Here is a 12,674-nt window from a genome sequence, read left to right as displayed (position 1 = left end):
GGCGTGGTCAGGCGCTGCCATCCTCCGGTGCTGGCAATTGCGGGAGGCGCGCGAGCGCGATGCCGGCGGCCTGATGCTGGAACATGCGGGCGATCAGCTCGGCCGCCTGCCTGGCGGCATCCACCGGAGCCAGCCCGCCCTGGCGGACATTGGAGATGCAGTTGCGTTCGGAATCGACGCGGCCTCGGCGCGGCATCCAGGTGAGATAGAGGCCGAGCGAGTCGGCCGCGCTCAGGCCCGGCCGCTCGCCGATCAGGACGATCGAGGCGGACGCGCCGAGCAACTCGCCGACGTGATCGGCAAGCGCGACGCGGCCCTGTGATGCGACCACGATCGGCGACAGCCGCCGGCCGGTCGCTGTGATCAGCGGCAGCAGCGCCTCGAGCACGGGGAGGGCGTTGACCTGCACTGCGCGGCTACTCAGCCCATCGGCCACCACCAGCACGATGTCGGCCGGCGCGCGCGGCTGTGACAACAGTGATTCAGACGCCGGCGAGAGCAGGCGGCCTGCGTCGGGGCGCTGCAGATACGCGCTGCGATCAGCAGCCTGGCTGTGCACCGTGAGCGCCGGCCAGCCGCGGGCGGTGATGTCGGCGGCAAAGCTCTGGGCGTCGAACGGCTTCAGCACCGCGTCGCGGGCCTCTGCATGCGCAGCCTGGAAAGCGAGGTGCGCGGATGTCGGCAAGCCGGGTCCGCAACGGCCGAGGGCAATGCGCGCTTCGGTGTAGCGCGACAGCCAAGTCCAGTCGTCCGCTGACGAGGTTGCAAGTGTCCTGTCATCTGCGCCGCTCATCCCTCGGCTCCCAGCAGCGGCAGCGCCGGCATCAGCCGCGCGGGATCGAAGCGCAGCTCGCCTTTGGCGTCGCTGATGCCGGTCGCTGCGAGCCAGGCCTCGAACTCCGGTGCCGCGCGCTTGCCGAGCACCTTGCGGACATAGAGCGCATCGTGGAACGAGGTGCTCTGATAGTTCAGCATGATGTCGTCGGCGCCGGGCACGCCCATGATGTAGGTGCAGCCGGCGACGCCGAGCAGCGTCAGCAGCGCGTCCATGTCGTCCTGGTCGGCCTCGGCGTGATTGGTGTAGCAGACGTCGCAGCCCATCGGCAGCCCCAGCAGCTTGCCGCAGAAATGGTCCTCGAGGCCCGCGCGCAGGATCTGCTTGCCGTCGTAGAGATATTCAGGGCCGATGAAGCCGACGACGGTGTTGACCAGCAATGGCCGGTAGCGCCGCGCCACCGCGTAGCAGCGCGCCTCTAGCGTCTGCTGATCGACGCCGCAATGCCCCGCTGATGACAGCTCGCTGCCTTGCCCGGTTTCGAAATACATGACGTTGCCGCCGTCGGGGCATCGCTGCAGGCTCTGCGCAGCAGCATACGCCTCATCCAGCAGCGACAGCGTGATGCCGAAGCCGCGATTGGCCTCTTCGGTGCCGGCGAGCGACTGGAACACGAGATCGACCGGCGCGCGGCGCTCGATCGCCTTCAGCGCGGTCGTGACATGCGCGAGCACGCAGGACTGGATGGGGGCATTCGACGCGAGCCGCAGGGCCTCGATCATGTCGAGCAGCCGCACCATGGTGTCGACGTCGTCGCTCGCCGGGTTGATGCCGATCGTGGCGTCGCCGACGCCATACATCAGCCCGTCGAGGATCGAGGCCGCGACGCCCTTGGGATCGTCGAGCGGATGGTTCGGCTGCAGCCGCGTCGACATCCGCCCGGGCAGGCCGATGGTGCAGCGGAAGCGCGTGACCACCTCGCATTTGGCGGCGACCGTGACGAGATCCTGCAGCCGCATGATCTTGCAGACGGCCGCGACCATCTCGGGCATGAGGCCAGGTGACACCGCAGCGAGCCTTGCGGCGTCGGTCGCATCCGACAGCAGCCATTCACGGAAGGCACCGACCGTCAGGCTTGCGATGGGAGCGAACGCGTTGCCGTCATGCTGGTCGACGATCAGCCGTGTGACTTCGTCGCTCTCATAGGGAATGACGGCCTCGTTGAGGAATTGGCGGAGCGGCAGGTCGGCGAGCGCCATGCGCGCGGCGACGCGCTCGGCTGCGTCCTGCGCAGCGAGGCCGGCGAGCACGTCGCCCGAGCGCAGCGGCGTTGCCTTCGCGAGCAGCGTGCGAAGGTCGTCGAAGCGATAGGTCGTGCCGCCCAGCGTGTGTGAAAAAACCATTGGCCTTCTGTCCTGCGTCCTCACGCCGTCTGGTGACTATCAGCGGCACGTGTCGTCATCACAACCAACGCCTCCGCGATCCCCGACCTGCAAACCGCGTGCACGAATAGGCGCTCGCCATGCCTGCTCAAAACGTAAGCAGTTGCTGATTTGCACGACATGTGCGCAATCAGCGTAGACGCGGTTCCACAAATTTGCAAATAATCACTCAAATCCACACCCGGCAGGGCATGAACAGTCCCGCGCCGCAGCCGTCGAAGGACACCCTCATGTCGCAGCTGTTGAAAGGCCTCTCCGCGAGTCTCGCTCTGCTTCTGTTCGGCGCCGTCGCGCAGGCGGGGACGGTGACGGTCTACACCGCGCTCGAGGAGGATGAGATCGCCGACTACGTGAAGGCGGCCAAGACGGCGCTGCCCGATGTCGACCTCAAGGTGCTCCGGCTGTCGACCGGCGATCTCGGTGCCCGCATCATCGCCGAGGCCGGCAATCCGCAGCACGACGTCATCTGGGGCTGGGCCGTCACCAATATGCTCGATCCGCGCATCACCGCGCTGCTCGAACCCTATGAAGTGAAGGGCGCCGACAAGCTGCCGGCCTCCGCCAAGGGCGCCGATTCCAGCTGGTTCGCAGCGACCGGCTACGTCACTGCGTTCTGCGTCAACACCGAGGTGCTGAAAGCCAAGAACCTGCCGATGCCGACCTCGTGGAAGGATCTCACCAACCCCGTCTACAAGGGCGAGGTGGTGCTGCCGAATCCGGTCTCGTCCGGCACCGGCTACATGCAGATCGCCGGCATCCTGCAGTCGCAGGGCGAGGAGAAGGGCTGGCAGTTCCTGAAAGCGCTCGACGGCAATGTCGCCCAATACATCAAGTCCGGCTCGCGTCCCTGCAAGGCGGCGCGCGGCGGTGAGTTCGCCATCGGCGGCTCGCTCGCCTTTGCCGCGATCAAGTCGATCGAGGAGGGGTTTCCGATCAAGATGGTGATCCCGACCGATGGCGCGGGCTATGAGCTGGAGGCGTCCGGGCTGATGAAGGCGGCCAAGAACAAGGTCGACGCCAAGCGCTTCCTCGACTGGACCTTGTCGCCGGAGGCGGCCGGCCTCTACACCAGCTACAAGGAGCTCGTGACCATCGCCGGCAGCGCGCCGTCGAAGGCCGCGCAGACCGCGGGCTTCCCCGCCGATGTCGCCAAGGCGGTGTATCCGATCGACTTCGCTCGCTCCGCCAAGGAACGCGACGGCATCCTGAAAAACTGGCAGACCAGCATCGGCCGCTGAGCAGGTCGCGCCATGACGCTGGAGCTCGACCGCCTGCACAAGACGTTCGACGATTTCACAGCTCTCGACCGCATCTCGCTCAAGGTCGAGGGCAGCGAGTTCGTCTGCCTGCTCGGGCCGAGCGGCTGCGGCAAGACCACGCTGCTGCGCATCATCGCCGGCCTGCTGACCCAGGACTCTGGTCGGCTGCTGCTCGACGGGCAGGACCTCAGCGCGGTGCCGGCGCGCGAGCGCGGTTTTGGCATCGTTTTCCAGTCCTACTCGCTGTTTCCCAACATGACGGTGGCCGAGAACATCGGCTACGGCATGCGCATCCGCAAGGTCGAGCGAGGCAAGATCGCGGCGCGCGTCGCCGAGCTGCTGGAGCTGATCAAGCTGCCGCATCTTGCCGATCGTCTGCCGTATCAGCTCTCCGGCGGCCAGCAGCAGCGCGTCGCTTTGGCGCGGGCCGTCGCGGTCGATCCGCGGCTGATCCTGCTCGACGAGCCGCTGTCGGCGCTCGACGCCAAGGTGCGCGCCGACCTGCGGGTCGAGATTCGCGAGTTGCAGCGCCGGCTCGGCATCCCCACCATCATGGTCACCCACGACCAGGAGGAGGCGATGATGCTGTCCGACCGGATCGTCTGTATGAATGCCGGCCGCATCGAGCAGGTCGGCGCCCCGCACGAGCTTTATCTGCGTCCCGCAACGAAGTTCGTCGCCGACTTCATGGGCAGCAGCAACCTGCTGCCGACGGACTGGGTGCGCGACGCGATGCCGGCGCTGCTGACCTCGCGGCCCGATGGCGCCGATGCGGAGTTTCTCGCCTGCCTGCGTCCCGAGCATGTGCGGCTTCAACCGCTCGCGTCGGGCGAGGCGAGGGTGGTCGACGTCACCTTCCTCGGCAACATCAGCCGCACCCGCGTCGCCTGGAAGGGCCGTGAGCTGATGGTGCAGACCGGTCCTGTCGACGGCGTCACGCCGGGCGCCGCGGTTGCCGTCTCAGCCGATGCCGCCGGCTGCGGCTGGGTGCGCGCGTGAGCCTCGCCGCCGTCGAGATCGCCGAGCGCAGCGGTTTCCGCCTGCGGCGCGCCGGCAACGACCGGTTGCTGATCGCGGCCGCCATCGCGCTGCCGTGCCTCGCGCTGCTGATCTTTTTCGTCTTCCCCTTGGCGATGATGCTGTGGCGCAGCCTCGTCGCCGACGACGGCAGCATCGGCTTTGCCAACTATCTCGCGCTGCTGCGCACGCCCGGCATCCTCAAGGCCACGCTCAACAGCCTGACGCTCGGCATCGCCACGACCGCTGTCTGCCTGATCCTCGGCTTCGTGCTCGCCTACACGATGACCCGCACCCGCGTGCCCGGCGGTCGCGTCGTCTCTGCGGTGCTGGCGCTGCCGATGCTGGCGCCGTCGCTGGTGCTCGGCCTCGGGCTGATCTTCCTGCTGGGACGCAACGGGCTGATCAGCGGCATGCTCGGCAAGCGCATCGACATCTACGGCTTTCCGGGCCTGCTCATCGCCGACGTGCTCTACGCGCTGCCGCAGGCGGTGCTGATCCTCAAGGCCGCGCTCGCCCATGCCGACGCACGCTATTACGACGCCGCCGAGGTGATGGGGGCCGGGCGCTGGCGGCAGTTCTTCGACATCACCCTGCCGAACGTGAAGTTCGGCCTGCTGAGCGCCGGCTTCGTCGTGTTCACGGTCACCATCACCGATTTTGGCAATGCCGCCGTCATCGGCGGCGACTATGCCGTGCTGGCGACCGAGATCTACAACCAGGTCACCGGGCAGATGAAGTTTGGCATCGGCGCCGTCGTCGGCCTGCTGCTGCTCGCGCCGACTGGCCTTGCCGTCTACATCGAGCGCGTCGCCGCGCAGCGCCAGTTCGGTGGTGGCGCCGAGGGTGCGGTGCCGCCGCAGCTGAGCTTCGTCCCGGCGCGCGACATCCCGCTTTCGATCGTGACAGGCCTTGCGACTTTGTCCGTGCTCGCCGTGATCGGCGTCGTGATCTATGCGAGCTTCATGCGTCTGTGGCCCTACCGGCTGAGCTTCACGCTCAAGCATTACGACATCACGCTGAGCGGCGGCTATGCGCCGCTGTGGACCTCGCTCCTGGTGTCGCTGTTCGCCGCAGGCCTCGGCACCCTGCTGCTGTTCGCGCTGGTCTATGGCCTGCGCCGGCTGCCGTCGTGGCCGGCCAAGATCGTCTATCTCGTGGCGGTCATGCCGGTCGGCGTTCCCGGCCTGGTGCTCGGCCTGTCCTACATCTTCGCCTTCAACATCGCGGGATCGCCGCTGTCGGTGCTGTACGGCTCGACCTTGCTGCTCGCGCTGTGCAACTTCTATCACTACCATACCCAGGGCTTCCTCACGATGGTCACCGGCATGCGCGCGGTGCCACCGGCGCTGGAGGAGGCGGCGACCTGCCTCGGCAGCGGCGCGGCGCAAGTGCTCGCCAACGTCATCATTCCCGTGATGTCGCCGACGCTGGTCTCCGTGTTCTTCTTCCTGTTCATGCGCTCGATGGTGACCTTGTCGGCCGTCATCTTCCTGGTGACTCCGTCGCTCGGCATTGCCGCCGTCTCGGTGATGCGGCTCGACGAGGCCGGCTTCGTGTCGCAGGCGGCTGCGTTCTCGACCTGCATCATGGCGGTGGTCTGCGCCGCCGCGCTGGTCATGCAGCTGTCGCTGAAATGGCTCGCAGCGCGGAGCGGGCCGCGGTGATGCTGCAGGAGGATCGCCACCAGCGCATCCGCGCGCTGCTCGCTACCGTCGGGCGCGCCACCACCGATCGCATCGCCACCGATCTCGGCGTCTCCCGCGAGACCGTGCGCCGCGACGTGCTCGCGCTCGAAGCGCGCGGCGAGTTGCGCCGCGTCCATGGCGGCGTCGCCGCGATCGCGCCGGAGGCCGAGCCGCCGATCACCGTGCGTGCCCGCGTGCGGCTGGCCGAGAAGACGCGGATCGCGCAGGCCGCAGCGCGCATGGTCAGTCCCGGCCAGACGCTGTTTCTCGACGTCGGCTCGACGGTCTCGATCCTCGCCCGCGAGCTCGCGACCCTGTCGGGCCTGACCATCGTTACCAACTCGTTCGAGGTCGCGACCATCATCGGCGGCGCGCAGGCTGAGCGCAGCAACCGCGTCATCGTGCTCGGCGGCGAGCTGGGCCACACCTTGCCGGCGACGTTCGGTTCGACCACCGTCGCCGAGATCCAGCGCTTCCAGGCCGATGTCGCGCTGCTGTCGCCGGTCGGCGTCGATCATCGCTATGGCGCCACCAGCTTCGACATCGAGGAGGCCAACGTCGCCCGCGCGATGGCGGCGGCGGCCAGGCGCGTGCTGATCCTCGCCGATCACAGCAAGATCGGCCAGACCAGCCGTGTCGCCTATTGCGCGCCCGATCGCATCGACAGCCTGATCACCGATGCGCGCGCCACCGACGAACCCGCGCTCGGCGCGCTGCGCGGCGTCGTCGGCGAGGTCGTCATCGCCTGAGCCGCGATGGTCTGAGCGTCGCCTTGGTTGCGCTTCGCGAGCGGCGCGCTATGGTCGCGCGCCAAACGATCCATGCCAGCCGAGAGGGAACACACATGGCACGCGTCCGCTGTATCACCGAGATGGGCATGGGTGTCGACGTCCATGGCCGCGACGCCACCAAGGCGGCGAAGCGCGCGGTCTCCGATGCGATCCGTCATTCCAGCCTCGGCTTCTTCCGCATGGTCGGCAAGACGCCGCAGGACATGCTGGTCGACGTCACGATCGGCGTGCCGAATCCGGAGGCCGTCGATACGGCCGCGGTGGCCAAGGAACTGCCCTATGGCACGGTCACGGTGACCGCGGTGAAAGGTGGCCTCGAGATTCCTGCCGAGGCCGGCAGCGACGCCATCATCATCGCCAATGCCGCGGTGCTGGTGCATCTCGACGACGGCAAATAGGTTTCGGAAACGCCGGTGCCTGCATCGGCGCGGGCGTGTCTGCTGCAGATGTCAAACAGCGGGATGTGCAATCGCGATCCCGCGGCGCGTTGCGCGCCCGGGTGATGTCCGAACGATGTCCCTCTTTTGAACAGAGGGCGCAGGGAAGACCGGGTATCCGCTGATACCCGCGGCCCCCGTGCGTGAAGAAGTGCACGGGGCAGGAACCACAGGCTCAGCCGGACATTCCGGCCTTCCCTGCGCAACGGTTTTCCGGCTTATACGTGCTCTCCCCGGGGACCGGCTTGTTTGCCCCCGTCGCCAGCCGATCATCATCTCGGCCGGCTTGACCTCAGCGTCGGGAGGTCAGGACCACACGATTTCGCCGGCGCATTCTGCCGTTCGTCCGCATGCCAAGCCACGCTGCGGCAGAACGCGCCCGTCGCATCACCGCCTCCACGTTCGTGACGACCGCGAAGCGCCCCTCATGGCGAGGCGGGACGGGGGCAGTGTTTCATGAAATTCTGAAAAATGGAAGCAGGAATTTCGTCGGCGTCAACTGGTGACGGCCAACGCCTTGATGATGCGGCTGGAGAAATGCTTTCTGCGCTTCGGAGAAGAGGCACGCGACGCGCAGCCGAAGCCTGCCGACACGAAGAAATCGATGTTTGAGTCGCCCGTCGGGCAGAGCGGCAAGAGACCGCGGTCCGTCGCATGGAACGGCCCGTGCACGCGAAGCGTTTGAGCCTGGAGTGACCGGCTGGGGCCGGAGACGATGCCAGGAGACATCTGATGGAACGCACGATCATCGGTCATTTCGCGACGCGCCGGGAGGCCGAACTCGCCGTCGAGCATCTGGTGCAGGATCACGGCATCGCCCGCACCGACGTGGTCGTCCGCGCCGCAGGTGCGGCCAACAGTGCCGGTTCGCAAGCCGCCGGCGCTGACGTCGAGAGTGGCCATCCCGGGGTCGATAAGCGGGGTGCGCCCGAGCTCGAAGGTGATATCGAGGTGTCGGTCGGCGGCGGTGCTGCCGGCTCGGCAGATGTGGCGGGAATATTGAAGGAAGCGGGGGCGCGGCAGGTGAGGACGCAGTAATGCGCCGCGCGCCTTTCTCCGCCGGTTCGACGAATTGGTCGGCGCTGCGCCGTCAGGGCAGGACGACGTCCTTCTCGCCGTCGGAGTCGATCAGCGTGAGAAGCCCCGGCTCGCCTTCACCGTTGGCGAGATATCGAAAGCTGTCCAATACGGATCCGCTTGGAATGCCGAGTAACTCGGCCAAAGCAGTCAATCTGTCGTCTTCAAGCAGGAAGGGTGTTGCTGAGGCTGGCCCGGTGGCCTCGGCGACCGGCCGCAAGGCAAAGCGCCTTTCGACCTCTGCCAGAAGCTGCTCCAGGGGCGGCGTATCAGGATGCTCGGCAGCCATTTTCGGATAGGACTGGATGATTTTCGTGCGCACGCCTTCGAGAATATCGTTCTGCGGTTGTTGCGCGTCCGCATCGTTCCGAGAATGAGTCGGGGGATGCAGCAGGCGTGACAACCGATCATGAGCATCATCCGCCTCGCAGTAGGCCGCGAGGACATCCGGCTGTCCGCCGGTCGGAGGCAAAATCTGTTCGGTGAAATAGCCCGGTGCCGAATTGTAGCTGTCGAGCAGCTTCCCACGATCGATCAGGAAGTACAGCAGGATGTCGCTGTCATGAACGATGAACGCGATCACCGGCCGCTGGAGCGCAGCCGAGAGCGCGTGGCCGAGATCCGAAAGGCCGACTTCATCCTGGAAGGCGGCTTCGGGGTAGATGCTGGTCCATCCATCCCCAGGCGCCCGGCGCACATAGGCAGGAACGACTGCAAGCGATCTGAGCGCGTCGATGACGGCCGCAGGCTCAGCATCGCGAACATGCAGGTTGGTGATGAACGATCCCATGATCCCGTCTCATTGGCAGTGCCCGCCCGCGGCGGAGCGTCGCTCTCTCCATGGCTGGGGACACGATTGTCCGTCGGAACAAACCTGACACACGCGAACCTCGGCTGCAATGAGATGATCCGCTCAGACGGTCAAGCAGCGTGCGATCGCGCGCCTTCGGCGACGGCACCGCATCGCGGCGGGCGCTCAGCCCGCGGACTTGCAGTCGCGGCGCGGGGTTGGTCAGTCGGCCAAAGTCTGGCATATCCGCGCATCCGTGAGGACTTGCGACATGCCGATCGACAATATTGAGACCCTGAAACGAGAGTTTGCAGCCGGCCGCACGAGGGAGTTGCTGCTGTTCTGGGGACACACGGCCAAGGGCAACGAGGTCGGCAAGCACGTGCTCAGCCAATGGTGGCCCGCGCCGTTCTCGCTTGATGGCATATCGTATCCGACCGCCGAGCACTACATGATGGCACAGAAGGCCGCGTTGTTCGGCGATCAGGCGACGCGCGAGGCAATTCTCGCTGCGCCCGGTCCGTCGCAGGCGAAGAAGCTCGGGCGCGAGGTGCGCGGGTTCGACGACGCGCGCTGGATTGCAAACCGCTTCGACATCGCGGTGCGCGGCAATGTGGCGAAGTTCGGTCAGAACCCTGAGCTTGCGGACTGGCTGCGCTCGACCGGTGAGGCCGTGCTGGTCGAAGCCAGCCCGGTCGACCGCATCTGGGGCATTGGCCTCGCCGCCGACGATCCGCGGGCGCGCGATCCCGCCGCCTGGCTCGGCCTCAACCTGCTGGGCTTCGCGCTGATGGTGGCGCGCGCCCAGCTCGGTTGAGGTCACGCAGCTACAGCCGCGGATCGATCGGCTCGCTCTCCAGCGCCAGCACCGCGAAGACGCATTTATGCACGCGGCGCAGCGGCTCGCGGGCGATGAAGCGGGTCAGCGCTTCGTGGCCGAGCGCGAATTCGCGCAGCGCCAAATTGCGCTTGCCGTCGAGCTTGCGCTGACGCAGACGGGCGATGTGCTCCGGCGCATCATATTCGGGACCATAGATGATGCGCAGATACTCACTGCCGCGCACCTTCAACGCCGGCTGGATCAGGCCTTTTGGTCCGCGCGCGACGAAGGCCCTCGGCTTCACCACCATGCCTTCGCCGCCGCCGGCCGTGAGTTGCTCCCACCACGCGGTGGCGTCGGCGACGGCCTGCTCGTCGGCCAGCGCCACCGTGCGCCATTGCGTGCGGGTGACGACGGAGGCTGATGCGGCGGCCATCCGATCGGCGAGCGTCATGTGCCAGACATGGTCCTGATCGAACCAGACGCGGCCCTCGCTGGCGAGCAGATGGAACGGCGCGACCTTGAGATCATCGATGCCGCCGACCGGCCAGACATAGGGCGCCCAGGCCGCGCCATAGCGCTTTGCGCGCGCGACACGGCCGCGGATATGGTCGCCGAGTGCCGCGACATCGAGGCCACGCGCCGCCGCGCGCGCCAGCGCATCCGCCGCCGCTTCCAGGCCCGCGACCGATGAAGCCGCCACCGGCGCGTACTGGCTCTCGATCAGGCTGCCGGCCTTCGCCGACCACGGCATGATCTCGGTGTCGAGCAGCAGCCAGTCGGTTTGCAGCTCCTGCCACAGGCCGGCGCGTTCGACCGCATCGCGCAGCCGTGCCAGCAGCGCCTCGGTCATCGCCGCGTCGTTGAAGAAGGCGCGGCCGGTGCGCGTCCAGATCGCGCCGCTCTCGTCGCCTGCGATTCCGAACCGCGCCTTCGCAACAGCGGCGCTCTGGCACAGCGCGATGACCGCGCGCGAGCCCATGTGCTTCTCCTCGCACACCACCTCGTCCACGTTGCGCGCGCGAAAATGCGCGAACGCCTCCTCGGGCCGCTCCAGCCAGCCATCACGCGCGCTCGTCTCCGATGGCGACATGGTCGGCGGCAGATACATCAGCCATTGCGGAGCGAGCGCAAAGCGGCTCATCACCTCCAGCGCGGCGGCGGCGTTCTCCTCGGCGACGACCATGCGACCCCTGAGCGCGGTGTCGATCCAGCGCCGGCCGCTGACGTCGTCGATGTCGAGCAGCTGATCCGCCTCGGCCTGCGCCGAGTTGGTGCCGGCGCGCACCGCGAGCGGCCGCACCGGCTCGCACCAGACGCGCTCGGCCTCGACCTCGACGAGGTCGCGCTCCGGCCAGCGCAGCGCCGTCAGCCGCCCACCGAACACGCAGCCGGTGTCGATGCACATCGTGTTGTTGACCCATTCGGCATGGAGCATCGGCGTGTGGCCGTAGACCACGGCGGTCGCCCCGCGATAATTCGCGGCCCAGTCGGCGCGGACGGGAAGACCGAACTCGTCGATCTCGCCGGTGGTCTCGCCATACAGCGCGAACTCGCGCACCGCGCCGGAGCCGCGGCCGATCATCTCCTCCTTCAGCCCGGCATGCGCCACCGCGAGGCGGCCGCGATCGAGCCAGACATGACTGCGCAAGCCGTCGAGAAAGCCGGGCAGGCTGTCGCGAAAGCGCTCACCTTCCAGGGCGAGCTGATCGATCGTGGCCTGCAGGCCGTGCGCGATCGTGACCTTGCGGCCCGCCAGCCAGCGCTGGAACTTGCGGTCGTGGTTGCCTTGCACGGCATAGGCGGTGCCGGCCGCGACCATGCTCATGACGATACGCAGCACGTCGGGGGATTGCGGACCGCGGTCGACGAGATCGCCGACGAACACGACCTTGCGTCCGGCGGGCGGCGTCACCGCGACGCTGCGCTCGCCATCCTCGTCGTGCCACGTGACCTGATAGCCGAGCTTGGCCAGCAGCGCCTGCAATTCGCTAGCGCAGCCATGGACGTCGCCGATGATGTCGAACGGGCCGCTGTCGTGGCGCTTGTCGGTCCACAGCGGCTGGCGCGCGAGCGTCGCGGCTTCGATGCGCTCGACGCTGTCGAGCCTCCAGACCTGGCGAAAACCTTCGCGTTGAAGACCGCCGAGGCCGCGCCGGATCTCCTGCACCATGCGCTGCACGACCGGGCCGCCGAAGCTGCGCTCGGGGCGGGTCTTATTACGCTCGATGCAGACGTCGATGCCGGGATCGAACACGATCGCGACCGGCAGCGCATGCCATTTGCGCGCGAGCTCGACCCAGCCCTTGCGGTCTGCGGGCCGCACGTTGGTGGCGTCGATGACCGCGAGCCGGCGGTGCTTCAGCCGCCGGCCGGCGATCTCGCGCACGATGTCGAAGGCGTCGGCGGACACGCTCTGATCGGTCTCGTCGTCAGCCACCAGCGCGCGGCAATGATCCGAGGAGATCACCTCGGTCGGCAGGAAGTGTTTGGCGGCAAAGGTCGACTTGCCGGAGCCGGTCGAGCCGATCAGCACGACCAGTGCGAAGTCGGGAATGTCGATGTTCATGAAAATTGC

The 12,674-nt window shown here is 67.3% G+C and carries 12 protein-coding genes; 7 read left to right on the top strand and 5 right to left on the bottom strand.

The features are described 5' to 3' along the window. Positions 1 to 7: 7 nt before the first annotated feature. Both eutC and ACQR1I_RS31250 read right to left on the bottom strand, forming a co-directional pair. Entirely contained in the window at positions 8 to 793 is a 786-nt protein-coding gene (gene eutC, locus ACQR1I_RS31255; protein ID WP_434870001.1) for an ethanolamine ammonia-lyase subunit EutC, read from the bottom strand. Beyond that, positions 790 to 2,178 carry an ethanolamine ammonia-lyase subunit EutB gene (locus ACQR1I_RS31250; protein ID WP_434870002.1) on the bottom strand — a complete coding sequence of 463 codons (1,389 nt, stop codon included), beginning with the start codon at positions 2,176 to 2,178 and terminating at the stop codon, positions 790 to 792. Before ACQR1I_RS31250 ends, eutC begins: the two co-directional genes overlap by 4 nt. A 269-nt stretch (positions 2,179 to 2,447) precedes the next feature. Here ACQR1I_RS31250 and ACQR1I_RS31245 point away from each other — a divergent pair, with 269 nt between their 5' ends. The 5 genes from ACQR1I_RS31245 to ACQR1I_RS31225 all read left to right on the top strand — a co-directional run bounded on the left by ACQR1I_RS31245 (position 2,448) and on the right by ACQR1I_RS31225 (position 7,370). Beyond that, complete coding sequence (locus ACQR1I_RS31245; RefSeq protein ID WP_434870003.1) at positions 2,448 to 3,455, top strand: ABC transporter substrate-binding protein; 1,008 nt, start codon at positions 2,448 to 2,450, stop codon at positions 3,453 to 3,455. Positions 3,456 to 3,467: 12 nt separating this feature from the next. Continuing rightward, on the top strand, positions 3,468 to 4,475 hold the full coding sequence (locus ACQR1I_RS31240; RefSeq protein WP_434870004.1) for an ABC transporter ATP-binding protein: 1,008 nt from the start codon (positions 3,468 to 3,470) through the stop codon (positions 4,473 to 4,475). Continuing rightward, positions 4,472 to 6,160, top strand: coding sequence for an ABC transporter permease subunit (locus ACQR1I_RS31235; RefSeq protein ID WP_434870005.1), 1,689 nt, complete (start codon positions 4,472 to 4,474; stop codon positions 6,158 to 6,160). The genes ACQR1I_RS31240 and ACQR1I_RS31235 overlap by 4 nt, the downstream gene beginning before the upstream one ends. After that, positions 6,130 to 6,930 (top strand): DeoR/GlpR family DNA-binding transcription regulator, encoded by an 801-nt coding sequence (locus tag ACQR1I_RS31230; RefSeq protein ID WP_434870006.1) that lies wholly within the window; start codon positions 6,130 to 6,132, stop codon positions 6,928 to 6,930. The genes ACQR1I_RS31235 and ACQR1I_RS31230 overlap by 31 nt, the downstream gene beginning before the upstream one ends. Positions 6,931 to 7,025: 95 nt before the next feature. After that, positions 7,026 to 7,370, top strand: coding sequence for a Lin0512 family protein (locus ACQR1I_RS31225; protein WP_434870007.1), 345 nt, complete (start codon positions 7,026 to 7,028; stop codon positions 7,368 to 7,370). A gap of 534 nt (positions 7,371 to 7,904) precedes the next feature. On the opposite strand, the gene ACQR1I_RS31220 is transcribed toward ACQR1I_RS31225, so the two are convergent. Next, positions 7,905 to 8,165 carry a hypothetical protein gene (locus ACQR1I_RS31220; protein WP_434870008.1) on the bottom strand — a complete coding sequence of 87 codons (261 nt, stop codon included), beginning with the start codon at positions 8,163 to 8,165 and terminating at the stop codon, positions 7,905 to 7,907. Between ACQR1I_RS31220 and ACQR1I_RS31215 the strand changes: the two genes are divergently transcribed. After that, positions 8,142 to 8,447, top strand: a complete 306-nt coding sequence (locus tag ACQR1I_RS31215) for a hypothetical protein (protein ID WP_434870009.1) — start codon at positions 8,142 to 8,144, stop codon at positions 8,445 to 8,447. The genes ACQR1I_RS31220 and ACQR1I_RS31215 overlap by 24 nt on opposite strands. Positions 8,448 to 8,499: 52 nt before the next feature. Here the strand turns inward: ACQR1I_RS31215 and ACQR1I_RS31210 are convergent, their stop codons facing one another. Beyond that, the gene (locus tag ACQR1I_RS31210) at positions 8,500 to 9,276 is read right to left on the bottom strand and encodes a hypothetical protein (RefSeq protein ID WP_434870010.1); all 777 of its coding nucleotides are present in this window, start codon (positions 9,274 to 9,276) and stop codon (positions 8,500 to 8,502) included. A gap of 271 nt (positions 9,277 to 9,547) precedes the next feature. On the opposite strand from ACQR1I_RS31210, the gene ACQR1I_RS31205 reads away from it, so the two are divergent. After that, positions 9,548 to 10,093 (top strand): NADAR family protein, encoded by a 546-nt coding sequence (locus tag ACQR1I_RS31205; protein WP_434870011.1) that lies wholly within the window; start codon positions 9,548 to 9,550, stop codon positions 10,091 to 10,093. 10 nt (positions 10,094 to 10,103) lie between these two features. Here the strand turns inward: ACQR1I_RS31205 and ACQR1I_RS31200 are convergent, their stop codons facing one another. Further along, entirely contained in the window at positions 10,104 to 12,665 is a 2,562-nt protein-coding gene (locus tag ACQR1I_RS31200) for a polynucleotide kinase-phosphatase (protein WP_434870012.1), read from the bottom strand. Positions 12,666 to 12,674 lie beyond the last annotated feature (9 nt).

Source organism: Bradyrhizobium sp. HKCCYLS2038, assembly GCF_051167655.1.
Classification (GTDB): domain Bacteria; phylum Pseudomonadota; class Alphaproteobacteria; order Rhizobiales; family Xanthobacteraceae; genus Bradyrhizobium.
This window is presented reverse-complemented; position numbering and strand designations above follow the sequence as displayed.